Raw genomic sequence first — 24,190 nt, 5'->3', positions numbered from 1 at the left:
TCCTCAACAAATTGGCTTCAATCGAATTTATATGCATTTTAAATAAGTTTCAATGCATTATTGACGTTTGCGCCAAATGGTCATTTCCGAAATGGAATGCTGGAATTTACGTTTAGTCTCGCGGATCACAAAGGGAATTTCCTTCACTGCAACCAGCTCAAATTGGCCGATTAAGGTTTCGGTCAAGCCATCTAAGGTCGTAAAATTCTCACCTTTGATTTTAATACCTCCAAGCCATTTCTCCTTCGGGGTATAGTCCTCGAGCCAAGTGTATGGCGATGCGATGACCAGATAGCCTCCTTGATTTATCCGCTGGCCAATACTGCCGAGAAAATGCTTAGGATCCTGTAATCTATCAATAAGATTAGAGGCATAAACTAAATCGTAACCAGTATAGATGGGCTTTAAATTGCAGGCATCTCCCTGCATAAAGTTAACTTTTTTAGCCTCATTCTGATAACCCAGTTTAGCTAGGCTAGCACTCTTAAACTCCTGCAAGTCACCTTCAGTGCGAATGGTGTAGCGCTTCTCACCCTGTTCGGTCAGTGCGTAGGCCTGTTGAATAAAACGTGCCGAGAAGTCGATACCATCCACATGATCGAACACTTTTGCCAGCTCAAAACTGGCGCGTCCAACGGAGCAGCCAATATCGAGGGCTTTAGCGGTATGGGTGAGTTGAATTTCACTCAGGGCTTGCTGCACGCCATTCACGCAGAAGTTAGCGACACCGAAATATTCGGCGCCATAGTGAAACTCAAGGTATTGGGAAATCAGTTCATCGGTTTCGTACACGTTGACCTCGGCCATTTGGGCAGGATTTTGTAGGGACTCCACATAGCGAAAGCCCGCATGTTGATAGAAATGTCGACGAAACGCATAACGTGATGAAGCTATGGCTTCATTACCCGTCGAGATCCATGAGCCGCCCTTGATGAGATTATGTTTACCGTCGAAGGTCGGGGTCGAGAAATCGTCGTACAGCGGATGCACGGCAAAGCCGTTAAAGCCATCGATTGCGGTTTCAGTCCATTGCCAGACATTGCCAATAATGTCGAAAAAACCATTATGTTCGAATCGATTGGTTGGGCAGGAGGAGGCGTAATAAGCTAGGGCGATATTGCCAGGGGCCTCCTGCCAATCGGGCGCATCCACGGGAATATTTTGCCGAAGAATGTACCATTCAGCCTCGGTGAGTAAACGGATATTGCTTTGGTTTTGCTCGGATTTCCAATTACAAAATGCCTTAGCTTCGAGTTGATTCACCTCTACAGGCCAATTTAAGGGCAGGGGCATTTCCGTCGTCAAATTGCGTTGCCACCATTTGCCCTCCCGCTGGCGCCAAAAGCGAGGCATGGTCGCCTGTGTATAGGCGAGCCAAGCTTGGCCTTCTTCACTCCAAAAATGCGCCGTTTGATATCCACCCGCCATAACGAAGGCGAGGTATTCTTGATTGGTGACTAAATACTTTGATGCCTTAAAATCGGCGACCTTAAAGGTTTTATTACCGTATTCATTATCCCAACCATAGGTTTGATCCGATTCCTGTTTCCCTAGGGTGATTTTTTGCCCTGCCACGGCAATGAGCTGATTGGGTTCGGCTACGCCTGAGTCATGGCATTCGGGCCAGAGTGGGTTGGGAGCAATGTACTCGAGTGGCAGTTGGCGTATGATGACTGAGGAGGTTTCTAAATGGATACGTTCATGCTCAATCCCCATCAAAATTATCCAGGCAGGACTATCCTGAGTGATTGGTAATGGCAGTGGCATAGTGTCTATGACCCTGTTAACCACGTCTTTTACCTGTTGGCGGTATTGGCGAACATCCGACACGCTGGGCCACTGGTAATGGGTGTCATTTAAATCATCCCAGGACATCTCATCGACACCTATGGCAAACATTGACTCAAAGTGGTCATTAACTCGTACATCGAGATATTTGCCGAGCATGAGTTTATTGATGTAAAACGTTGCCGTATGACCAAAATAAAAGATCAGTGGATGGCGTAGCGGTTCGGCTTTTAGATAGTAGGCGTAATCCTGTTGGATAAGATCAAACAGTGATTCGTAGAGTGTCCAGGTCTGGTTAAAATATTGCTTTAGTGCTTGACGTTTTTGCGCCTCATTATCACCCGTGAGTTTGAGGGATTGAGTGTTTTGCATGTTCGGCTTTTCCATAGGGCAAGCAAACTCCATATTTGTAGGCCTGCGATGCAAGCATGGTAATGGCTGATCAGTATTGCGATATATACGCTCAAGCGAGATCTAGGATCACTGCACTAACCGCTGGCATTGTTTTATCGATGCGTTTTCCCAAACTAACAGAAAGAGCACCGGAGTCCAATGATAGCGTCCGAGGTTGTAGCCTGAAGATATGACCTTGTTGTGCGGTCTTTTATTGCAATGTCAGAGGGCCTAATTCGGGGCTCGGTATGGTAAAAATTATTTTATCCTTTAACAGTATTTTCTCTCTCTAGGTTAAGGCAGAATGATCCCGTCCGTAACATTATTATGCAGGATATAACGGGATGACAATGAACGCATTATGGATACCCGCCTGGTATGAACTTGATCCGTCGCTCGTAGTGGGCGTTACTGAGGAGTTTATATTTCATAAACCCGCGACTAACGAGGTATTAAGATTTTACAGCGGAGCTAAGGGTAACCCAGCCGTAAAGGCGACTGGGACAATTTCAGCCATACATCATAATGTCTTGGGGGACATAGAGAGTGTTGATGCACAGGGGCTTGATTATACGCTAGTTTTAAAGGATGGGCGCCGTCTGTTAGTGAATGCAGAAGAAGATCCTGGACTCATTTATGAGTGGGTTGATGAGAGTTGGCAACCCTCTGATATGGTGGTCGACGATTGGCAGTTAGCCGTGAAATTGACCTCCCTATCAGCATTGACGCCGATAGGTTAACTGGGTTGTCATTTTAAGGGGCAGTTAGGTTCCTCCACTGGGGTCTGCTGCTCCACCCGCTCCCTCAATAATAGCGAGTCCCTTTTTATTGGCTCTACCTCAGCGTTTAGAACTCTAACGTATTCATTCTTCTTGGCAGAGCCGATATCGCCTTATCCCTCTATTCCCATCCCTATATGCTTTGCCCCGGATTGTCCCTAGGGGGATTTTGGTCTAGATTGAGAGCACTTCTTGTTTCTGAAACTGGCGCTTTTTCTTTCCGCCCTCTGGAGCCGCGTAATGGCGAATATTTTGTTGGTTGCCAATCTTAACTGTGATCGGATCTTGTTACTTGATAAACCATTAAAAACAGGTGGTCGCTTTCATTATCAAGATGGTGGACAAAGGCTGGGCGGGGGCGGCGCCAATACCGGGCTTGGCCTAGTGTGGGCGGGTCATAGGGTCGCACTGGTTAGTCAGGTAGGTCGGGACAAAATGGGGGACTGGGTCATTGCCGAGGCGAGTACGCAGGGGCTCGATTGTCGTTTGGTGCAGCGCCGTCCGGGCAATACCTGTGAAATGCTGCTCGTGATGACACCCGATGGTGAGCGCACTATTATTCGGCCCCAAAGACCGATATTTGAATTATCAGTACCACCTAAGTGGCAGCAGTGGGATGCACTGTATTTTAATACCTCGGCCGAGGGGACTGTCAGCTGGGCAAAAACCGCATTAGATCATTGCCTCGTCGTGGCGCAATTAGCTAAGGACGATAGGCCAAGGCCTTGCCATGTACTATTGGCATCTGCGAGTGATATGCAGGGACGATGTGAGGCTGCATTTTGGGACTATGGTGTCAGTATTGCTGGGGATTCACTCCGTTACTTTGTGGTTACCGACGGTATTCATGGGGCCAAGGTATATACCCAAGATCAAGTGCAGCATGTCCCCGCCGTTCCCGCTAAGGTCGTCGATACCACAGGTGCCGGAGATGCCTATGCGGCAGGGTTAATACATAGTTTGTGTTTGGGGCAGACGATTACCCAAGCCATGGCCGAAGGTGCTATCTGGGCGGCGTTTGCGGTGGCGACCGACAGCTCAATTCCCGGGGATGCACTGAAGCAATATTTAGAGACAAAAGACTCGGCTTAATATTTAAGGCTTGAGTCATCATTCTGTCATTTAGGCTTGGTAAATTCCCCTCAGTGACACAGCTTTGTCCTTTAACATTTTCAGTTTTACTCCCATTTTGTTGTTTCGCATGTTTTGCCTCGTTTCCCCAACGGGGCATTTTTTTACCCCAAAAAGTGATCTCCCCCAATAACGCCAGTGGTGCTGAAATTCTGTGCGGCAGTGGCATAATTGCGTTAACATTTGTTCGGCTTAAATACTTAAAACAGTAAGCCATTCAAAGTAGGGGCTTAGTTACAGGTGTGTTGAAGCATTATCGTGCGTATGCCTTGTCGGCCATTGAAAAGGGAGTTACCTATGTTGTTGGTAAGCAAGTTATCTGGATTGTATTCAGGGTTAAATATCCAAGAGATTGAAGGGATTTCGACAGGGATTAAGGGTAAGCAAGCAACAGAACAACTGAAAGTGCATCTTGACCATGTCGAAGGTGATACCCAGGCCGATCCTAAACACCATGGCGGACTCGACCGCGTGCTGCATCATTTCCCCCGTGAACACTATGGTCAGTATCGCCGTTGGGATTTAATCACTCAGCTCGAAGATGCCCCCAGTATGGGGGAAAATATCAGCACAGTTGGGCTCAATGAAACCCAAGTGAATATTGGCGATATTTTGCAGATTGGCCAGGTAAGAGTACAGGTCACTCAACCCCGTTCACCCTGTTTTAAGTTAAACCTGCAGTTTGGCCACAGGGATTTTGCCTTGGCCATGCAGCAAAGCCAATTATGCGGCTGGTTCTATCGGGTACTCACCCCTGGGGTTATTCAACTACAGGATAAAATTGAATTGCTTGAGCGTCGAACCGATATCTGTGTGGCCGAGGCGATGTCTCTCTATTTCTCCCCACACTTTGATGCCAGCGCCTATGATCGACTCGCTTCCTGCGAAGGGTTAGCACAGAGCTGGGTTAATAGCCTGCAGCGCCGTTTAGCAACCCAAAGTGTCGAAGATTGGCAAATGCGTTTATATGGGCCAAGTGGTAAATAAGTATTTATATTCAAATGATAAAACAGGGATGACGTTATGATTGAACCCGTGACAAAGAGCGATAGAGATTTTGGATTACTCGTTTATGCATCGAGTTTTATGGGTTACTTAGTGCCACTGGGCTCAATTTTGGGACCACTGATCATTTGGTTGATGAAACGCGAAGAGTCGGCATTTGTCGACCGATGTGGTCGCAGTTGTGTGAACTTTAAGCTGAGTTTGCTGATCTATGTGATTATCAGTATCGTGCTAGCGTTTATCGGCATTGGGTTTATCTTATTAATTGCGCTCGCTATTTTGGATCTTGTGTGCACTGTGCTTGGGATCATTAAAGCCAGTGAAGGGCAAGTGTATCGCTATCCATTCACAATTAAATTCATTTCCATGGATTAAGCATTAGCGAAAATAAAGAAAACGCCTTAGATGTTCCCATCTAAGGCGTTTTTATAGGGCTGGAATCAAGGGTTACACCTTAAACTTAGCCACTAAGGTATCTAAGCGGTGGGCTAACTGATTCAGGGCAAGACTCGCCTGCGCTGCGGCTTGAGCCGTGTTAGCGGTGCGTTGGGTGATATCGTTAATTTCAGTCACGTTACGGTTGATATCCTCGACCACTGTCGATTGCTCTTCCGTTGCGGCGGCCACTTGAATATTCATATCGCTGATTAACCCTATGCGGTCACTGATACCGACTAGGGATTGGCTAGCTTCATCGACGGCTGCAACTCCTTCATGGGAGCGGGTCCGGCTCTGGGCCATTGCCGCCACGGCGCGACTCGCCTCCGACTGCAGTTTGTCTATCATCCCTTGCACTTCGTTGGTCGATGCCGCAGTACGCGATGCTAGATTGCGCACCTCATCGGCGACGACGGCAAAACCGCGTCCCGCTTCACCGGCTCGAGCCGCTTCAATCGCAGCATTTAGCGCCAACAGATTCGTTTGCTCGGAAATGGCGCGGATCACATCTAAAATCCCCCCAATGGACTTAGTGTGAGTCGCAAGGGATTCGATCACTTCACCGACCTGTTCCACATCCTTAGACAGTTGATTAATGGTATCCCGTGCACGGGTGACGACCACTTGTCCGCTGCTGGATTCGGTATCGGCATCTTTAGCGGCAACGGCGGCTTGGGCGGCATTGCTGGCGATTTCATTCACCGTTGCCCCCATCTCATTGATGGCCGTGACCACCATCATAGTGCGATCTTTCTGCTCGTGGCTGTCTTCTAAGGTTTGCTGCGCCTGATTTGACACATCCTTAGCTGAAAACCCGAGTTGTTCACTGGTTTGGGCAACTTCAATCACCGACTCTTGGATCTTGCTGATAAAGCTATTAAATCCTTGAGCTAACTGCGCAATTTCATCTTCGCCATTGACGGGCAAGCGTTGACGTAAATCACCTTCACCTTCACCAATATCACGGAACATGGTAGCGACTTGGGCAATAGGGCGGCTGACTGAACCTGCGACCACAATCGCCAGCATAATAAAGCCTGCGGCAATGATCAGGGTCCAAATAAGGATTTGGTAGGCGGCTTCTTGGAGTAGCGCAAACACCTCAGCCTCAGGGACTTGGGCGACCAAATACCAATCCATCGAAGGAATATAGCTACTGGCCACGAAGGTGTTTTCGCCATTGACTTCAATATCAATTAGATTGAAATCGCTACGATTTAGCAATGAACTTGAGTTAGCACCTGAGTACAAATTGTTGAGGTTGCTGTTACCAATCTGCTTTGGGTCTGGGTGAAGTTTCACTTCGCCCTTAGCATCGACCAAGTAAACAAACCCTGTATCTTCAATTTTAAAAGAACCGAGTAAGCGCACCATATCATCGAGGGATTTGGCTAGACCGACTAAGCCACGCCCATTGGGTTGCTGATAATTGATAAAGAGTTTTACCTCACCGTTGGCCTCGGTAAACACGTTTAACATGCGTTCTTGGCCACTGTCGCGATAGCCAAAAAACCAGCCGTCCTGTGCGGGAGTCAGCACGCGCAGAAATCCATCTTGGGTGTAATAAGCCGCAGTTTGTCTATCGGCGTAGGAAGCTTGGGCCAATGTATATTGACGGGTGATGTCCTTTAGCTGAGCAACCACTTGGGGTTCTTGCTCCTGCGGGCGACCATTTTCGAGCCATTGCAGCAGCATACGGCTGTTAGCGAGTTGCTCCGCAGCGTTCATTAAGCTGGAGATATCCAACTCAATTTTATTGCGTATTTGCATCATTAAGCTGGGCATTTCCGACCCGAGCATACGTTGTTGTACGACACTTTTAGCGCTACGTTGGCTCAATACGCCGACGAGTATAGTCGACAGTAGCACTGCAAATGTCACTGTCAGCAGGATCTTCTGCTTGATGGTGAGGTTATTCAATATCATAAATATCAATATGCCTGTGTTGGACGTTTGGAAATATCGGTCGACGCACTCTTGTACAATAGTGGTTATCGGACAGGAATGTTAAAAGTTGACCTTAGTCTAGGTCGATTGCCGAATAAAACAGCGTATCAAGATATTTATTTGGCCTAACCTGTTGGTCTTGCGGTAGATCTAATTATGTAGAGTATAGATGGAAATGAGTTGCTGATTGAACGCATGTGATTTTTATGGCGCAATTGTGACCAAAACGTATCTTTTAAGCAAGCAAAAGTAAGGCGCTCATTTGAGCGCCTTGTTGATTACATATTGGGATAGTTTGGTCCGCCGCCGCCCTCGGGGGTAACCCAAGTGATGTTTTGGCTCGGATCTTTAATGTCGCAGGTTTTGCAGTGAATGCAGTTTTGCGCATTGATCATAAATTTAGGTTGACCCGCCTCTTCGACTATCTCATACACGCCTGCTGGGCAGTAGCGCTGTGCCGGCTCATTAAACTGAGTCAGGTTTATGCCCAGTGGAATGCTGTTGTCTTTGAGGCGCAAATGGCAGGGCTGATCTTCCTCATGGAAAGTGCTCGACAGATAGACTGAAGACAGTTTGTCGAAGCTTAACTTGCCATCGGGTTTAGGATAATCAATCTTGCTGTAAGCACTCACTGGCGCCATCTGCGCGTAATCTGGGTGTTCATCACGCAATGTGATAGGGAACTTACCCCCAAACCAGTTTTGATCTATGTAGTTGAAGGCGCCACCGAGGAAAGTGCCGAACTTGTGCATTGCGGGGCCAAAGTTGCGGGATTTATACAGTTCTTGATGTAACCAGCTTTCTTCAAAGTGAGTTTGGTAACAGTCAAGATCTTTGCCGCCCTCAACGCCCGCCATCATAGCCTTGGCTAAGGTTTCCGCCGCAACGATACCGCTCTTCATCGCAGTGTGGGTGCCTTTGATTTTGGCGAAGTTTAAGGTCCCCGCATTGCAACCTATGATAAGACCACCGGGGAAACTCATCTTAGGTAATGAGTTTAAGCCACCCTTAGTAATAGCGCGGGCGCCATAGCTTAAACGCTCACCACCGGTCAGGTATTTTGCGATCACAGGGTGGGTTTTATAGCGCTGGAATTCATCGAAGGGGCTTAAGTGTGGATTTTTATAATTCAAATCAATAATCAGCCCGACCGCAATTTGGTTGTCTTCCATATGGTAGAGGAAACCACCGCCGGAGGCTCCATCGGTTAATGGCCATCCACCAGTGTGCACGACTTTGCCTTGCTCGTGCTGCTCGGCGGGGACTTTCCAAATTTCTTTGAAGCCAAGACCGTAATGCTGCGGCGTTTTACCGTTATCTAGATGATATTTTTGGATAAGTTGTTTGCCTAAGTGGCCACGGCAACCTTCGGAGAATACGGTATATTTAGCGTGCAGCTCCATGCCTGGCATGTAACTGTCTTTAGGCTCACCATCGGCGCCGACGCCCATATCGCCAATTAAAATGCCTTTAACGCTATTATCGTCATTAAATAACAGTTCACTCGCGGCAAAGCCGGGGAAAATTTCGACACCCAGTTCTTCGGCGCGACTGGCAAGCCAACGGGACAAATTGCCCACGCTGATAATGTAATTGCCTTCGTTGTGCATGGTTTTTGGCACAAGGGCATTCGGCATGGCTCGGCCTTCTGTGGCGGAGCTGAGCAGGTAGATTTCATCCTGGGTGACAGCGGTTTTCACTGGGGCATCTTTTTCACGCCAGTCGCTGAACAGTTCATCTAGTACCTTAGGTTCGAAGACTGCGCCCGATAGAATATGCGCGCCCACTTCGGAGCCTTTTTCGACCACACAGACAGTGATTTCTTTACCTGAATCCTGTGATATTTGCATTAATCGACACGCAGTAGCCAAGCCAGCAGGCCCTGCACCGACGATAACAACATCGAATTCCATTGATTCGCGTTCCATCAGTTCACCTCTTCCTTCGCGTTTCCCCAATTTTTATCGGGTGTTGTAGTTTGTAAACGGGCGTTTTATTGCTTGTACCACCTTACCTGAAAATAGGCCAAGGGCACAGTGGATAAACCTACTGTTTAGTCTAAATGAATACAAAACTTTGGGTGAGCACTGTCACAGATTATTCACGCTAGCGTGATCTAGGTTAATAAATACCTGTTTAGGGGTATAGCTAGTGAGTACTTTCGGCCTATAATCACCGACGACGGTTCTCCGAGCTTGCCGGCCTAAGTCAATTGATATGGCGGTGTAGCCGTGGTAATAATGCCACCGGGGTGAGTAAAGAAATGCTCTCACCTCCCACACTTGGAAAGGTGATCATGTCTCAATTACAAGACAGCTTTGGTCGAAAGTTTCACTATTTACGGATGTCAGTCACTGACGTTTGTAACTTCAAATGCAGTTACTGCCTCCCCGATGGTTACCATCCCAATGGTAAGCCACAATTCTTATCTCTCAATGAGATAGAAAACTTAGTTTCCGCATTTAGCCAAGTGGGCACCCAAAAAATCCGCATTACCGGTGGCGAGCCTACGCTGCGCAAAGACTTTACCGACATCATACGTGTCGTCGCTGATAATCCGCGCATTCATACCATAGCAACGACCACCAACGGCTATCGACTCGAAAAACATGCCAAAGAGTGGTTCGATGCCGGACTACGCCGTATCAATGTCTCGGTGGATAGCTTAGATCCTAAGATGTTTTATCAAATCACCGGTGAGAACAAGTTTGACGAAGTGATGCGGGGTATTGATGCCGCATTATCGGCGGGTTTTGAGCGAGTAAAAATCAACGCCGTACTGCTTAAAGGTTTAAACGATAAAGATTTACCCCGCTTTTTACACTGGATTAAACACACGCCAATCGACCTGCGTTTTATCGAATTGATGGAGACAGGTTTAGGCCGCGAGTATTTTCAGGCCCACCATCTAGCGGGGGCCGATATCAAGGCGCAATTATTGGCGGACGGCTGGCAATTCGATGCCCCAAGCGCCTCCGATGGTCCAGCACAAAACTTTAGCCACAGTGATTATAAGGGCCGCATTGGTTTGATCATGCCCTATGCCAATAATTTCTGTGCTACCTGTAACCGTTTGCGCGTATCGGCAAAGGGCAAATTGCATTTATGCCTCTTTACCGAATCCGGTGTCGATTTACGTGATCTACTGCAACATCCTGATCAACAAGCGAAATTAATTGAGCGCTTACACGGTCAGTTAGCCCAGAAGAAAGAAACCCATTATCTGCACCAAGGCATCACAGGTGTCACTCAGCATCTTGCCTCTATTGGTGGCTAGGGCGGATTTGCCCGCCTTAGCAATAATGTTGGCTTGAGCACTGTTATCTGCCCCTTTCCCCGTGCCTTGATTAGGCTTCATTTTAAAGGAACGCTTTAATGAGCAATGTATTTACCCATATCAATGCCGATGGCAATGCCCATATGGTCGATGTGACCGAAAAGGCCATCACCGAGCGTGAAGCCCGCGCCGAAGCTTTTATCGAGATGGCGAGTACGACACTTGAGATGATCATGAGCGGTAGCCACCACAAGGGTGATGTGTTTGCCACCGCGCGGATCGCGGGTATTCAAGCGGCGAAAAAAACCTCAGATTTGATCCCTTTATGCCATCCACTGATGCTGACTAAGGTCGAGGTCGATTTAGAGGCGCAGCCCGAACATAACCGCGTACGTATCACCAGTCTGTGCAAATTATCCGGCAAAACCGGAGTTGAAATGGAGGCTCTTACTGCAGCCTCTGTCGCGGCGCTCACCATTTACGATATGTGCAAAGCCGTGCAAAAAGATATGGTGATTTCCCAGGTTCGTCTGCTGGAAAAGCGCGGCGGTAAGTCTGGACATTTTAAGGTTTAGCGGGTCAAAAACGAGGGAAGATTATGATTAACGTGTTGTTTTTTGCCCAAGTTCGAGAGTTGTTGGGCACGGCTAAGTTAAGCATTGAGGCTAATGAGCAGATGCAAACCGCCGAGACATTACGCGCTGCGCTAGCGGCAACCGATGAAAAGTGGGCCAAGGTATTAACCTCAGACAAATTGCTGGTCGCGGTCAACCAAACCATTAGCCAATGGGATGCGCCCGTTAAAGACGGTGATGAAGTGGCCTTCTTTCCACCCGTTACAGGGGGTTGATATGCGTCTATTACCCGCAGTTCGAGTGCAAGAGGTCGATTTTAGTGTTTCTGACGAATATCGCCAGCTAGCCCAAGACGATAGCGATGGTGCGATCGTGACCTTTATTGGCAAAGTACGGGATTTTAACGATGGTGCCACGGTCACAGATCTCACCCTAGAGCACTATCCCGGCATGACAGAAGCCGTGCTAGAGCAAATCGTTACCGAGGCGCGTAGCCGCTGGCCGCTTAACAAAGTCACAGTGATCCACCGTGTTGGCACTATGGCTCTGGGTGAGCAAATTGTGTTTATTGGGGTGACGAGCGCCCATCGCAAAGCCGCCTTTGCCGCCTGTGAGTTTTTAATCGACTTTTTAAAAACCAAGGCGCCATTCTGGAAACTAGAAGCGGGTGAGCAAGGCAAAAATTGGGTTGAAGCAAAGGATGCCGATGAACAAGCGGCTAAGCTGTGGCAACACAAAGGCTAAATAACTGTTCTTAATTATGCTACATCGCAGGGTATCGCACGCAGGCACTCCATTAACTCTTCCATGAGGGCTCCACCGCGCCATCCATGGCGCAGAGGGCCTGCTTACCGATACCATGCTTGTCACCATGAGGTGACTTACGATTCAAAATGGCCATTTAGTCGTGCGATAACGATACTCGTAGTAGCAACTAGCCAGTTCACTAACCGCGCGAATATTGCACTAAGGTGACCCAATGTCGAGTTTGACCCGTTTTTTCCATACCTTTGGTTTTGCAGTACTGTTTTGCTTAGCTGTCGTGCCATTGTCCAGTCGTGCGGCGGAGAAGTCCGCTGTTCCTGCCATTGCCGCCGCCTCGGATTTGCGCTTTGCCTTAGATGACATTAGCCAAAAATTTACCCATGAAACTGGGCTAAAAGTAAAAATATCCTATGGTTCATCGGGCAACTTTGCCACACAAATCCAAAATGGTGCGCCCTATGAATTGTTTTTATCCGCGGATGAAAAATATATTCAGCAATTGCATAGCGCAGGCGTTGCCCGCGATGCCGGCGTGCTTTATGCCCAAGGGCAACTCGCCATTGTCGCACCCAAGTCTGGCAGTCTGTCGCTTGACCCTGAGTTAAAGGGATTAGCGCAAGCACTTATGGCTGGGGAAATCAGCCGTTTTGCCATCGCCAATCCTGACCATGCTCCCTATGGTGAGAGAGCGAAGGAAGCGTTGCAGTCTGTGCAGTTGTGGGATGCGATTCAACCTAAATTGATCCTCGGGGAAAACGTGTCCCAAGCGGGGCAGTTTGCGATCAGTGGTTCAACCCAGGGCGGGATTATTGCGCTGTCTTTAGCTATGTCTCCTCAGTTTGCGAGCCATAGCCGATACGCGATAGTGCCAGCCAAAATGCACAGCCCATTGTTTCAGCGTATGGTGTTAATGGCCAGTGCGGGTGATACCGCCGAGCGTTTCTATGACTATTTACAAACAGATAATGCTCGCCATATTTTGGCCAATTATGGTTTTTCACTGCCAGAGCAACCATGATGGATTGGCAGGCACTCTGGTTATCGGTCAAGCTCAGTAGCATCACAGTGTTGGTGCTGATCCCCCTTGCGATCCTCGCAGGGCGAGCCTTGGCTTATCGCCAGTTTGCTGGTAAATCTTGGGTAGAGGCGCTGATTATGGTGCCCTTAGTGTTGCCGCCGACCGTGATTGGCTATTACCTGCTGGTGGGGCTGGGTAGCCAGAGTTGGCTTGGCCAATGGATTGAGCAAGTTATTGGTCAACAACTTGTGTTTCACTTTTCTGGGCTGGTTATCGCCTCCGTTTTAGTCAATATCCCCTTTGCGGTGCAGCCGATTCAGCGCGCCTTTGAAGCTGTCCCCCACGATGTCCGTGACGCTGCCGCATGTTGTGGCATGAGTCGAATTAAAATTCTGCTTAAAATTGAATTACCTATGGTGTGGCCGGGCGTGTTGACCGCGCTAGTCTTGTGCTTCTCCCATGTGCTTGGGGAGTTTGGCGTAGTGCTGATGATGGGCGGCAATATCGCGGGTGAGACTAAGACGATTTCGATTGCAATTTATGACAGTGTGCAGTCATTTGATTTTAATGCCGCAGGGACTATGTCATTAGTATTATTACTGTTTGCCGTTACAGCCTTGGCATTGACGACCAGTTTATCCCGACGTTTAGGAGGTCAGCGTGGCACAAATCATCGCTGATCTGCATTGCCAGATCCAAAACGATAATCACATAAAGCTCAATGCCGATTTTTGCTGTAAGGCGGGAGAGGTACTTGCCGTCGTGGGGCCTTCAGGTGGCGGAAAAACCACGCTGCTGAGGATGATCGCCGGGCTAAACCATCCAGATGCGGGCCAAATCCATTTTGGCGAACGACCTTGGTTTGATGACAAAGCGCGTATCGCCTTGAGCCCGCAGCAACGCCATATAGGTTATATGCCGCAGCATTTTGGGTTATTTCCCAATCTGACTGCCCTAGAAAATGTGGTCGCTGGGCTCGATCATATTCCTAAGTCTGAACGGATTACGCGGGCTAAGGATTGGTTAGAGCGAGTGAATTTGCATGGATTACCCGATAGATTGCCGGCACATTTATCCGGTGGCCAGCGCCAACGGGTTGCGCTGGCGAGGGCGTTGGCCCGAGAGCCTTCCGTTTTATTGCTGGATGAGCCATTTTCTGCGGTAGATAGGGAAACCCGTGAGCGTTTATACCTCGAATTGGCTCGCCTTAAAGAGCAGTTACTTTGCCCAGTGATTATGGTCACCCACGATTTAAATGAGGCCCTATTGCTGGCGGATACTATGATGTTGATCAGTCAAGGACAGATGCTACAGCAGGGTGCACCCTTTGAGGTGTTATCGCGCCCACGTAACGAAGCCGTGGCGCGGCAGATGGGGCTGAGGAATATTTTCGATGGTGAAGTGGTGTTTCAAGACAGCACAAAAGACCTCACTTGGCTTAAGTGTGGCGAGCAATTGATCGCCTGTGACTATGGCAAAGATCGCCCCGTAGGATCACGGGTTCGTTGGGTGATCCCCAATCAAGGCATACGATTTAATTCGATTTCTAATGGCCGTTTATGCCGTAGTTTTAATAAGTTAGATATCACCATTGATTCTCTTCTCGTGATGGGAGAATCGGTACGACTCATCTGTTATGTCACTGGCACTCAGTTACAACTTAACACTGAAGTCTCGCTGCACCTCGCCCAAAAGCTTGCTCTGAAAAAGGGAATGCAGACTACTGTGGCACTGAAATCCGAGCAAATTCATATTTTGGAATAATGTCATATCGCAATCTAATGACGTTTTTTACCAAGTAATCCAATCCAAAATGTTCCTTCTAACAGCATGCCTAAGATGATGAATGCCACGGCGCTTGTAGCGCTGCCATAGGCGTAGGCGCTTAATGCTGCGACGAGTAACAAGCTTAAACTTATCCATCGTGTGGCTGGTTTCATATTCGCTCCGATTCAAAAATGCAGTTACCCGACACCAAGTTATCTGACTTTAGTTGAGTGCGGTCTAGTTGCCAATCCCACTTCTTGACGACACTGATGCACTAAAATACCCGCCAAAATTTAATCATCTTGATTTTAAAAGGCTAAATTGTGGGTTTCCACTGGAAATGTCATGTTTCAAAATCTCTAGATGATCAAAGCTTAATCTCATTTCCATCGGTGTTTCAGTTGGTATTAGGTAGACTTAACGCATTGGACACAAAATGATTGAGTGTTTGGTTTGGAATCGCGCACAGGGACAATAGGTTACATCGACATCTAACTGATTGTCTCATAAGATACAAACATAGCTGATTTATATGGAGGAGCCATGAGACTATGGTTGCTAGGACTCATTTTGGTTTCTGGGGTAGCATCCGCTGCCCAGAGCCTGTATTCGATGTTAGCCAGTGGGGATTATCGGCCACCGCTGAGTGTTATGCAGCAGGTTGAAAAGGATTTTCAAGGGGTGATCACTGAGTTTGAAATGGAAATGCAAGAGGGCGAGTTAGTCTACAAGCTTGAGCTCATTAATCCGCTAGCTAACGCTATCACTCGATTCGAATACCGTGCCAGTGATGGTAAGTTATTGAAGCAAAAGGCGGCTAAAGTGACAGCGGATGAGCTGAGTGAAGTCGAGGCCACACGATTTATTTCGGCTCAGCATCAAACATTTTCAGGCCTTATTGCGATGGCGACTAAGGATCACAATGGTTTTTTGACCGATGCAAAATTAGATCACGACTTAGGTATCAGTTACTTAGAACTTAAGTTGTTGGATGATACCGGCAAGTATAAATTGGCCTTCGATGTGGAAAATTTACGGCAGCTACCTTTACTCAAGTGGGATTGAAGCTTGTAGAACCAAGAACTAAGTGAAGATTGAGGAGCGCAGCGTATAAATGAAAATACTTTTAGTTGAAGATGATGCGACAACGATTGACTACATAGTCAAAGGGTTTATCGAGCAGGGACATAATATTGAAACCGCCAGCGATGGCCATCAAGGGCTGTTGCAGGCCACAAGCAGTCAATACGATTTACTGATCCTCGACCGTATGTTGCCACAACTCGACGGGTTAAAACTGCTTGCCGCCTTGAGGGCGACGGGGGATCAGACTCCGGTGCTGATTTTATCGGCATTGGCCCATGTGGATGAGCGGGTGAAGGGATTGCGTGCCGGGGGGGATGACTATATGACTAAGCCATTTGCCTTCTCCGAGTTATTGGTGCGCGCCGAGAAATTAATGCAACGTGGCCAATCCGCCCCAATCACGACGGATTTAGTCGTTGGTGGCTTGAAGATGGAGTTGCTGACACGCAACGTCACCTTAGACGGGCAGGATCTTATGTTGCAGCCAAAGGAGTTTCAGTTGCTTAAGTATCTGATGGAACACGCGAATCAAGTGATTAGTCGCACCTTGTTGTTCGAGGCGGTATGGGATTATCACTTCGATCCTCGCACCAATGTCATCGATGTGCATATCGCCAAATTACGCCGAAAATTTGAAGAGCTAGGCCACGGTGAATTGATTGAAACCGTGAGGGGGGCGGGTTATCGCTTACGACAAAGGCATTAAGCCTTACCAGAGTAGCGCCTGGCGCATCACGATAGTATTTTCTACCTTAGTGACAGTGATCATAGGCGCTTTGCTATTTGTTCTCTATCGCCAATTGATTATCGAACAACAATATCAAGTTACTCAATATCTTGAGTCAGAAACCCTGCGCTACCAACACTTAGCCCGCACGGTTGATCGCCGTAGTTTTGCCGCCCAGATCCGCGCCGCCGATCCCCAAACCGCCCTGATTGCTTGGCGCAATAGTTATGATATGGTCGGCGCCCTGAGTTTTATGCCCGAAGACATGCCTATGTTGCCACAGACCCGGGATTTCCCCATTTTAACGGGTGGGCCAGATAAGCTGCATATTCTGACGGGGGGCCTAGTGATGACGCGCTACGGCCCAGTGCTGATTGCCACTCGCACCGATAACTTAGCCACATTAATCGATAAGTTTATCAGCGCCGCGGCAACCGCAGTGATGTTGACTATTATCTTGACGTTGGCACTGGGCTATTTGTTTTCTAAGGCGATTCTGCGCAGGTTAGTGCAGTACAACCGCTTGAGCGAGCAAATTGAGCGTGGTCACTATGATACGCGTTTACCCTTAAGTTGGCGTCAGGATGAATTCGATATGCTGGCACTGCAATTTAATAACGTGCTGGATATCCTCGAAAATAACCTGATGGCGGTGCGCGGTGCGACCGATAATATCGCCCATGATTTACGAACTCCACTATCCCATATCCGTATTGGCATCGAGCAGCTAGCCTCGAAATCAACAGATGAGGTCAGTGAAGAGTGTGCGATCTTGACCGAGGAGCTAGACCACTGTTTGGCTACCTTCGATGCCATGTTATCCCTGACTCGAATCGAGGAGGGGCAGCAAACCTTAGATCTACAGGAGTTGAGTTTGGCCCAACTCTGCACCGATCTATTGGAAATGGCCGATGCCGTCGCTGAGTCCAATGGACAAACCCTGAGCCTGTCCCTGCTCAGTGATCACACTGTTCATGGCGATAAATACTTACTATTCCAAGCCTTATATAATCTTGTGGATAATGCGATGAAGTATTCTGGGCAGGGTGCACGGATCGATATCATTCAGTCTGGCCCACAAGTCCAGATTTGTGATAATGGACCAGGTATTCCCGATGAGAGTAAGGAAAGAGTGTTCGAACGCTTAGTGCGGCTCGATCCTAGTCGCCATCTTCAAGGTACGGGATTGGGATTATCTATGGTCAAAGCGATTCTCTCGCGGCACAATGCCAAAATTAATCTTACGGATAATCATCCCGGCTTAGTGGTCACTATTAAGTTTTAAGTCGATGATCCGCATTACAGTGTTGAGAATTCCATGTATCGAATCATAGCCGATGAGGCTGATTTTCTGGTTATTTCTAAATCAGCCCAAGTGCATTTTCACAGTCAGGATGGCACAGCGGGTGTGGTGGCGCAGGCCGAGCAAGATCTGGGGATTAAGCTTTTTGCCGTACATAGACTCGATACGCCAACCTCGGGCCTGTTGATTTTGGCTAAGAACACCGCCGCAGCCCAGCAATTTACTGAGTTATTTACCGCCCATAAAGTGCAAAAGTTCTACCTAGCTTTAGCAAAAGGTAAGCCTAAGAAGAAACAGGGCTGGGTGATTGGCGATATGGCAAAGTCGCGGCGTAGTATGTTTAAGTTGCTGCGCACTAAAGAGAATCCCGCTATTACGCAGTTCTTTTCCCAAAGTGTGGGTGAAGGATTACGTCTCTATTTGCTTAAACCCCATTCGGGTAAAACCCACCAGTTAAGGGTCGCCCTAGCAAGTTTAGCTGTGCCCATTTTGGGCGATGACCTCTATGGCGGTGAAAGTGCCGACCGTTGTTATCTGCACGCCTACAGTTTGCATTTTAGCTATAGTGACGCCGCTGGGCAGCGGGATTATGCCTACCTCGATATGCCTTTGCAGGGAGCACTATTTAGCAGCGAGCCTGTGGCAGCGGCGCTCGAAGTGTGGAAAGAGCCCAATACCTTAGCTTGGCCCGATAGATAATCATTTATTCAATGATATCGGCTTGGCAGATACGGTCACGTCCCGTCGATTTAGCGAGGTACATGGCTTGATCGGCTTGAATGAGTAACTGATCTGGCTGGCATCCATGGTAGATAGTGGCGTAACCTAAACTGGCGTAAAGCTTGACCTCCTTGCCTTGCCAGTTGAGCGGATTTCCCCTGAGAATTTTATGTAGCTTGTCGGCAACCACCCTGGCTGAGGGTGCATCGGTTGCGGGCAATAGCACTAAAAACTCTTCTCCACCATAGCGGCAGAGGACATCGTTTTCCCTCAATACAGTTTCAAATAATCTGGCCGCTGTGAGTAGGGCACGATCCCCTGCATCGTGACCGTATTGATCATTAATATCTTTAAAATGGTCTAGGTCTAATAGGATCATGCTGTAAGGTTCGTTGGTCTTAAGCCAGCGCTGATGGGTGTTTTTCAACATCTTTTGCATTGCCCGTCGATTCCAGAGACCCGTCAGCTGGTCGCGCTCGGCCAGAATTCGGATCTTGCTGACTAGGCGCGTCAGCGCGTTGCCTATCATCACTATATTGATCACAAGGGCGAGGAATACGTAAAACCAGAGTACGGGAATGGCTTCTTGGGTGTACATAGCGATAAATATTGGGGCTTCTTCTGGTGATAGGACTGCGATAAAAAAGCGGATAATAAAAACCGCCGCCATGGCAATTAAAGGTATCGCCATGGCGGTTGCGACTCTGTTTCCCGTATCACGCTTAGTGGCAATGAAATTATCCTTAGTCAACAGGATAAAGGTGATTGCCGCATTGGCGGAGAATAAGCTGGCGAGGACTCGCTCTGAGCTAACGTCAGGGGGAACGAGTAACATCAATACTGCAGTGATGGTGAGGACGGCGATATCAAATTTTGTACTGTGCTCGAGCCGAAAGAGATGTTGTGTTCCCCAGCGCAACATGACAAATCCCAATAAAATCAAAATATCAGAGCCAAACCAGAAGAAATAACTCGCTGCTTGTGTGCGTTGGGTGTTGAGTATTATGCCCAGTAAGACAAAGAGGTTACCGAGTGAAAAACGCATGCTGGCTTTGGGGGCTATTTTTAACGGTTGTGCGATAAGCCCCCAAGCAATGGTCGAGGTACCTGTGAGCAGACAAATAAACTTAATCAGCAAAAGGGCTTGGGGATCAAATGTCATATAGGGTCATTCGATTTTTCTTTAACTATAGATGGCTTTTGGGCCCTTGGTTGAAATTGAGCATGCTGCAGCATATTACGGCAAAGCTCAGCCTGAAATGCCAATATCGCCTAAAGTATTTGCAAATGTAGGATCTTCCTGCGAAGTTATATTCTGTTGATTTGCTAATCATTTCCCATTTAAGGATGCTCGATTATGGATACAAATAAATTACTCCTAGTGATCATTGCGATTCTACTCCCTCCTGTTGCGGTATTTTTGAAGGCGGGCGCGGGTAAAGATTTATTAATAAACATAGTGTTATGTTTACTCTTCTGGTTCCCTGGTTTATTGCACGCACTTTGGGTGGTGACCAAGGCATAATTTTGATTTATCTGCCGAGAATGAAAAAAGCGCAAATTAATGCGCTTTTTTGGCTTCAAAAACGTCCCTTACTTAAAAGGGGATGCTGTAACCTATAGTTGCAGTACGTCCCATCCCTTTGAAATAGCGATCATTTGTACCCATAGTTTGTGAGTAGTAGTTGAAATAATCCTTATTAAATAGGTTTTGTACACCTAGGCTTAGTGTGCCAGTGTAAAGTGGCATAGCGAAGGATGCATCGACAGTCGTGTAACCCTCAAACTCGGCGTATTTTTCCCCCGCGGCGTCTTCAAAATCGCGGTCCATAAAGTAGTTAGCTTGAACACGGGTCGACATTTCATTATCGAAGTTATGAGTCCAGAACAGGTTGATACGATTTGGTGAAATGTTGGCACCATCGAGATCTGTATCTGTTTTATTGTCATCGTTAGAATCGTATTCACCCCGCTGGATGGCGATATTCATGCCCAGATCATCGTTACTCGTCAGGTAAGCGGTCACATTAGCCTCGATACCATCGATAACACTCTTTTCCCGTTTTACATCGTAAAAACCATCGCTGTTTAAGGCTAAGCGTGAACCATAGTCTGTGGCTGAGCGGTAGTAGGAAATCTTAGCACTCAAGTATTTACCTTGATAATCTGCACCCAATTCAACGTTATCCGTCACAATAGGGGCGAGGGATAGGGAGTCTTCTATGCTGGGGTTATCACCGGGGAAGCTATTGCCGTCACGCAGAATACGGCCAATGTCCGGCATGCCAAAACCTTGGTTAAAGCTAGTGTAAAGGCGGATATCTGGGGTGATTTTGTAGGAGACGCCGATATTAAATAGGGTTTCGTCAAAGCTGACTTCTCCTCCTTCTATCTGCTTATTGCCTGCACCGTAAAGGGTTTTATAGTCATCAACATTCAGGGTAGCGTGTTCGTAACGCACTCCGGTTGATAGGGTTAAATCGGTAATTAAATCATAATCTAATTGTAAGTATGGCGCGAAGTTGTCATAGGTACTTTCGGGCACCCATGAAAGGCCAGTTTGCACTAGATCTTGCTCAGTAGTATCCCGGAATAAGTCGAGACCATAGGCGGCATCTATGCCAGTATCGGCAATATTTTTGGCAATCAGCGAGGTCTTTAAGCCCCATTTGACCGAAGAGTTGCGGGATTGCTCGTAGTACCAGTTCTCACCCTTAGGGCCTTCACATTGTACGAGTTGGTCGTCATTGGCAAACGCAGGATCGAAGAAGGTTTTATTGCAGCCACCGCCATATACGGCTTGGAAATCCTGATTAAACAGTTGTACGTTCAGCTGTTGGCCGGCAATATTTTCGTGGCTGTAGGTCAGACTGGAGGTAGTGACTTGGTTATTAGCGGCCTCCCAAGGCTGTTTTTCTTCCACTGCGCCCGTCGGTATGCCATTGGCGATATCGCCTTTTACGGGCATCCAGTCGCCGTTGTTTTCCATATTGTAATGGTTAACCATTAGCTCTAGCCGTGACTCAGCAAAGTTGTGACCAAGTTTGATAAAGAAGTCAGCGCTTTGGCTATCCATTGACTCGCCTTGAGTCGTATCGACGCCAACAACATCGTGGTTAGCATCATAGTAAACCCCATTATTGCGATAGCTGACGGAGCCTAGCATGTCGATCAACTCAGACTCACCGGAAAACGCATAACTGGCACCAAAACTCACGCCATTAGCTTCAAGCGAATCCGGCACTGTGACATCGAAACTTGCTTGGTGCTCGTTATCACCGGATGGCTTTTTAGTGATGTAGTTAATGATCCCGCCCTGGGCGCCTAAACCGTGCATCGCATTGGCGCCATGAATGATTTCAATCCGTTCTATCATAGCTGGATCTATGGTTTGTCCTTCTCGGCCACCGCTACGTAGAGGGTTAGATTGGGGGACACCATCGATCATAATGAGTGGTGGACGGCCGCGTAGGGTTTCGCCCGTGTTGCTCATCTTCTGGCGGCTTGGCGAAAAACTGGGCGCTAAGTTACCGATAATGGTGGATAAATCCTTAGTGGTGCGAAACTGTTCTTCTAATTGGATGCGGTCGATAATAGTGACAGTATTCGGGATCGAGCTTGGAGACTTATCCATACGGCTCGCGGTGACAGTGATTTTTTCGATTTCTTTATTTTTATTGTTACTGTCAGGGGCATCCTGTGCCACAGCAGATTGGGTCAGTGCCGCGAGCACGGCTAGGGCAACAAACGAGGTTTTAAACGTCATATAACTTCCTGCATAGGTCGAGTAAGTGTGTTACACCGAATTCCTTGGCATCAGCACATTCCGTTAAATAGCATTGCAAATGATAACGATTTTTATTAAATGTGAATTCTATGGGAGTAGATATCGATTGTCTAGCCGTTATATCGATGAAATTGCTTGGTAAGGCGTCAATATCTGGAAGTTGTGATTTGTCTTACAGTGAGAGGTGTATTTAAATTGAAGATTAACCCCAAAACCTAGATAAGCTATTATGTCGGCCAAATCACAGTCAGTTACAGCCAATAAGCTGATCCAGAGCGGGATACGAATATACGTTTGAGTTGGCTGGCGGCTATTTGGTGCTCCTATGAACCGTAAAAAGAAGATTAATCAAACCCTAAAAAGCAAGGCGAAAAAAGCCAATGCTAAACTGCGAACCAATAATAAACCCAAATACATAGCTAAGGCAGACAGAGAAGCCTTAGCCGTTGCTCAAACCGAAATTGTGCCACTGGAAACTGTACCGCTACCTGACGTATCCGGATTAACTCATTGATAAAATCTGTACGTAACACTTTGTAATATAAATTTATTGTTCTTTAAGATACTCGATAGGATTTTGATAAACGGCTTTTTTATAGCCCTGAGTCGAAGTATCTATTAGCCAAGGTTTAGGCAATAAACTTAAAATCGAATAGTGTAAATGTGCCGGTTTACCCTGGGCGTTCCCCGTATCACCTACGGCGCCAAGGGTATCTCCTTTCATTGCTATCAACCCGGTATCGGCGGCAATTGCCGCCAAATGGGCAAAATAGTGGATCTGCCATTTAGGGCCAAGGCCAACCACGACTTTACCGCCCTGGAAGAAGTCGCCTCTATAAATTATCAGCATCGGCGTGGGCGCTATCACAGGGGTATTTTTGGGGGCAAAAATATCTATGCCTTTATGCACGCCCGATGCGCCCCAGGGTTCATACCAAAAGGTTTGGCTATTCCAGTCTTTGCTGCTGGCCCCTTTGACGGGAATAAGCGGTGTTTCAGGGATAAGGCAGCCACCAAGGATTATCAGCAACATGGTTATGCCAATGTGGGTTAATCGCATATTTATTCCTTTAAATTTAATCGGTTGCTGCTAGTGGTAATCACTAAACTCTCGCCAATTTTCGGGATACTGCAGGCGCTCAGTATCCGATAGTGACAACCAATAGGGCCGCCAGAAATAGTTGCACCAAAAATCGATATTACCTTGCAGGCTACCTAAAGTGTCGGGATCGACATCGGCAAAGCTTTCCCATGGAGTGGGTGGCGCGGATTTGAAGTTGACTAACGCGGCCAGCAAGGCGTTGTTATTGGTCACTAAATTGATACAAATACCTGCAAAATCAGCATATTGACTCAGGAATATGCGGGTCTCGTTGGTTGAGTGCTCGATAAGCCCACTAAAATGATCCGTTACTGCGGGCAAGGCCATAAAGCCAGCCTCCCGCAATAGCGTGTCTAGCGCTTCCTTGCCTTGGTAGGTGAGTAAACAATGCATTTGATAGCCAAAAATATCAGCTTTGGCCATAGGGGTTATGGATGGGTAAACTTGCCTGTCCGGCAAACTGAGACTCGGCATCAGCGCCCGAGGGAAAGCGGTATGCAAGTCGATCTGTGGTTTTGTTCGACCTAGGAAGGGGGTATTGCGTTGGAGACGTTGTTTAAGCCAAGCTAACACTAGATTATC

At 47.6% G+C, this 24,190-nt stretch carries 25 protein-coding genes and 1 riboswitch; of the genes, 17 read left to right on the top strand and 8 right to left on the bottom strand.

The window, feature by feature from the left end:
- Nucleotides 1-57: 57 nt before the first annotated feature.
- The gene (ovoA, locus tag MJO46_RS11385) at nucleotides 58-2,175 is read right to left on the bottom strand and encodes a 5-histidylcysteine sulfoxide synthase (RefSeq protein WP_253989411.1); all 2,118 of its coding nucleotides are present in this window, start codon (nucleotides 2,173-2,175) and stop codon (nucleotides 58-60) included.
- A gap of 350 nt (nucleotides 2,176-2,525) precedes the next feature.
- Here ovoA and MJO46_RS11380 point away from each other — a divergent pair, with 350 nt between their 5' ends.
- The 4 genes from MJO46_RS11380 to MJO46_RS11365 all read left to right on the top strand — a co-directional run bounded on the left by MJO46_RS11380 (nucleotide 2,526) and on the right by MJO46_RS11365 (nucleotide 5,471).
- Nucleotides 2,526-2,921: a hypothetical protein gene (locus tag MJO46_RS11380; RefSeq protein WP_198781380.1), complete on the top strand. Its 396-nt coding sequence runs from the start codon at nucleotides 2,526-2,528 to the stop codon at nucleotides 2,919-2,921.
- A 279-nt stretch (nucleotides 2,922-3,200) separates the two neighbouring features.
- Nucleotides 3,201-4,052, top strand: a complete 852-nt coding sequence (locus MJO46_RS11375; RefSeq protein ID WP_253989410.1) for a PfkB family carbohydrate kinase — start codon at nucleotides 3,201-3,203, stop codon at nucleotides 4,050-4,052.
- A 336-nt stretch (nucleotides 4,053-4,388) separates the two neighbouring features.
- Nucleotides 4,389-5,078 (top strand): MOSC domain-containing protein, encoded by a 690-nt coding sequence (locus tag MJO46_RS11370; RefSeq protein WP_253989409.1) that lies wholly within the window; start codon nucleotides 4,389-4,391, stop codon nucleotides 5,076-5,078.
- Nucleotides 5,079-5,114: 36 nt separating this feature from the next.
- Nucleotides 5,115-5,471 (top strand): DUF4870 domain-containing protein, encoded by a 357-nt coding sequence (locus MJO46_RS11365; RefSeq protein ID WP_198781377.1) that lies wholly within the window; start codon nucleotides 5,115-5,117, stop codon nucleotides 5,469-5,471.
- 72 nt (nucleotides 5,472-5,543) lie between these two features.
- On the opposite strand, the gene MJO46_RS11360 is transcribed toward MJO46_RS11365, so the two are convergent.
- Both MJO46_RS11360 and MJO46_RS11355 read right to left on the bottom strand, forming a co-directional pair.
- On the bottom strand, nucleotides 5,544-7,460 hold the full coding sequence (locus MJO46_RS11360; protein WP_253989408.1) for a methyl-accepting chemotaxis protein: 1,917 nt from the start codon (nucleotides 7,458-7,460) through the stop codon (nucleotides 5,544-5,546).
- A 299-nt stretch (nucleotides 7,461-7,759) separates the two neighbouring features.
- Nucleotides 7,760-9,409, bottom strand: coding sequence for an electron transfer flavoprotein-ubiquinone oxidoreductase (locus MJO46_RS11355; RefSeq protein ID WP_253989407.1), 1,650 nt, complete (start codon nucleotides 9,407-9,409; stop codon nucleotides 7,760-7,762).
- Between the two features lie 247 nt (nucleotides 9,410-9,656).
- Nucleotides 9,657-9,790, top strand: a riboswitch (molybdenum cofactor riboswitch).
- Here MJO46_RS11355 and moaA point away from each other — a divergent pair.
- The 7 genes from moaA (at nucleotide 9,778) to MJO46_RS11320 (ending at nucleotide 14,880) form a co-directional block, all read left to right on the top strand.
- Nucleotides 9,778-10,758, top strand: a complete 981-nt coding sequence (gene moaA / locus MJO46_RS11350) for a GTP 3',8-cyclase MoaA (RefSeq protein WP_253989406.1) — start codon at nucleotides 9,778-9,780, stop codon at nucleotides 10,756-10,758. (Overlaps the previous riboswitch by 13 nt.)
- 98 nt (nucleotides 10,759-10,856) lie before the next feature.
- A complete protein-coding gene (gene moaC, locus MJO46_RS11345) occupies nucleotides 10,857-11,333 on the top strand; it encodes a cyclic pyranopterin monophosphate synthase MoaC (RefSeq protein ID WP_006086547.1) in 477 nt (158 codons plus the stop codon).
- A gap of 23 nt (nucleotides 11,334-11,356) precedes the next feature.
- Nucleotides 11,357-11,608 (top strand): molybdopterin synthase sulfur carrier subunit, encoded by a 252-nt coding sequence (gene moaD / locus MJO46_RS11340; RefSeq protein ID WP_198781372.1) that lies wholly within the window; start codon nucleotides 11,357-11,359, stop codon nucleotides 11,606-11,608.
- 1 nt (nucleotide 11,609) lies between these two features.
- Nucleotides 11,610-12,077 carry a molybdopterin synthase catalytic subunit MoaE gene (moaE, locus tag MJO46_RS11335; protein ID WP_253989405.1) on the top strand — a complete coding sequence of 156 codons (468 nt, stop codon included), beginning with the start codon at nucleotides 11,610-11,612 and terminating at the stop codon, nucleotides 12,075-12,077.
- 235 nt (nucleotides 12,078-12,312) lie between these two features.
- Nucleotides 12,313-13,116, top strand: a complete 804-nt coding sequence (modA, locus tag MJO46_RS11330; protein ID WP_253989404.1) for a molybdate ABC transporter substrate-binding protein — start codon at nucleotides 12,313-12,315, stop codon at nucleotides 13,114-13,116.
- Nucleotides 13,116-13,796, top strand: a complete 681-nt coding sequence (gene modB / locus MJO46_RS11325; protein ID WP_253989455.1) for a molybdate ABC transporter permease subunit — start codon at nucleotides 13,116-13,118, stop codon at nucleotides 13,794-13,796. Before modA ends, modB begins: the two co-directional genes overlap by 1 nt.
- Nucleotides 13,777-14,880, top strand: coding sequence for an ABC transporter ATP-binding protein (locus tag MJO46_RS11320; protein ID WP_253989403.1), 1,104 nt, complete (start codon nucleotides 13,777-13,779; stop codon nucleotides 14,878-14,880). The genes modB and MJO46_RS11320 overlap by 20 nt, the downstream gene beginning before the upstream one ends.
- 14 nt (nucleotides 14,881-14,894) lie before the next feature.
- Here the strand turns inward: MJO46_RS11320 and MJO46_RS11315 are convergent, their stop codons facing one another.
- Nucleotides 14,895-15,056 carry a hypothetical protein gene (locus MJO46_RS11315; protein ID WP_253989402.1) on the bottom strand — a complete coding sequence of 54 codons (162 nt, stop codon included), beginning with the start codon at nucleotides 15,054-15,056 and terminating at the stop codon, nucleotides 14,895-14,897.
- Nucleotides 15,057-15,426: 370 nt separating this feature from the next.
- On the opposite strand from MJO46_RS11315, the gene MJO46_RS11310 reads away from it, so the two are divergent.
- From MJO46_RS11310 to MJO46_RS11295, 4 genes are read left to right on the top strand one after another with little or no spacing between them, the layout of a single operon-like run.
- Nucleotides 15,427-15,948: a hypothetical protein gene (locus MJO46_RS11310; protein WP_253989401.1), complete on the top strand. Its 522-nt coding sequence runs from the start codon at nucleotides 15,427-15,429 to the stop codon at nucleotides 15,946-15,948.
- A 49-nt stretch (nucleotides 15,949-15,997) separates the two neighbouring features.
- Nucleotides 15,998-16,675, top strand: coding sequence for a response regulator transcription factor (locus tag MJO46_RS11305; RefSeq protein ID WP_253989400.1), 678 nt, complete (start codon nucleotides 15,998-16,000; stop codon nucleotides 16,673-16,675).
- 49 nt (nucleotides 16,676-16,724) lie between these two features.
- The gene (locus MJO46_RS11300; protein WP_253989399.1) at nucleotides 16,725-17,981 is read left to right on the top strand and encodes a HAMP domain-containing histidine kinase; all 1,257 of its coding nucleotides are present in this window, start codon (nucleotides 16,725-16,727) and stop codon (nucleotides 17,979-17,981) included.
- Between the two features lie 33 nt (nucleotides 17,982-18,014).
- Nucleotides 18,015-18,698: a TIGR01621 family pseudouridine synthase gene (locus MJO46_RS11295; protein WP_253989398.1), complete on the top strand. Its 684-nt coding sequence runs from the start codon at nucleotides 18,015-18,017 to the stop codon at nucleotides 18,696-18,698.
- Between the two features lie 4 nt (nucleotides 18,699-18,702).
- Here MJO46_RS11295 and MJO46_RS11290 read toward each other — a convergent pair whose 3' ends face one another.
- The gene (locus MJO46_RS11290) at nucleotides 18,703-19,881 is read right to left on the bottom strand and encodes a GGDEF domain-containing protein (protein WP_253989397.1); all 1,179 of its coding nucleotides are present in this window, start codon (nucleotides 19,879-19,881) and stop codon (nucleotides 18,703-18,705) included.
- Between the two features lie 195 nt (nucleotides 19,882-20,076).
- Between MJO46_RS11290 and MJO46_RS11285 the strand changes: the two genes are divergently transcribed.
- Nucleotides 20,077-20,244, top strand: a complete 168-nt coding sequence (locus MJO46_RS11285) for a YqaE/Pmp3 family membrane protein (RefSeq protein ID WP_006079767.1) — start codon at nucleotides 20,077-20,079, stop codon at nucleotides 20,242-20,244.
- Between the two features lie 72 nt (nucleotides 20,245-20,316).
- Here MJO46_RS11285 and MJO46_RS11280 read toward each other — a convergent pair whose 3' ends face one another.
- Nucleotides 20,317-22,485: a TonB-dependent receptor gene (locus MJO46_RS11280; protein WP_253989396.1), complete on the bottom strand. Its 2,169-nt coding sequence runs from the start codon at nucleotides 22,483-22,485 to the stop codon at nucleotides 20,317-20,319.
- Between the two features lie 346 nt (nucleotides 22,486-22,831).
- On the opposite strand from MJO46_RS11280, the gene MJO46_RS11275 reads away from it, so the two are divergent.
- Nucleotides 22,832-23,020, top strand: a complete 189-nt coding sequence (locus MJO46_RS11275) for a DUF2986 domain-containing protein (protein WP_253989395.1) — start codon at nucleotides 22,832-22,834, stop codon at nucleotides 23,018-23,020.
- A 33-nt stretch (nucleotides 23,021-23,053) separates the two neighbouring features.
- Here the strand turns inward: MJO46_RS11275 and MJO46_RS11270 are convergent, their stop codons facing one another.
- Together MJO46_RS11270 and MJO46_RS11265 are read right to left on the bottom strand one after the other, a co-directional pair.
- Nucleotides 23,054-23,566, bottom strand: coding sequence for a M23 family metallopeptidase (locus MJO46_RS11270; protein WP_253989394.1), 513 nt, complete (start codon nucleotides 23,564-23,566; stop codon nucleotides 23,054-23,056).
- A gap of 30 nt (nucleotides 23,567-23,596) precedes the next feature.
- Entirely contained in the window at nucleotides 23,597-24,181 is a 585-nt protein-coding gene (locus MJO46_RS11265; protein WP_253989393.1) for a hypothetical protein, read from the bottom strand.
- Nucleotides 24,182-24,190 lie beyond the last annotated feature (9 nt).

Origin of the sequence: Shewanella sp. KJ2020 (assembly GCF_024197625.1) — a bacterium.
Lineage (GTDB): Bacteria > Pseudomonadota > Gammaproteobacteria > Enterobacterales > Shewanellaceae > Shewanella.
The sequence above is the reverse complement of the archived record's forward strand: the minus strand, read 5'-3'. Positions and strand labels throughout refer to the sequence as shown.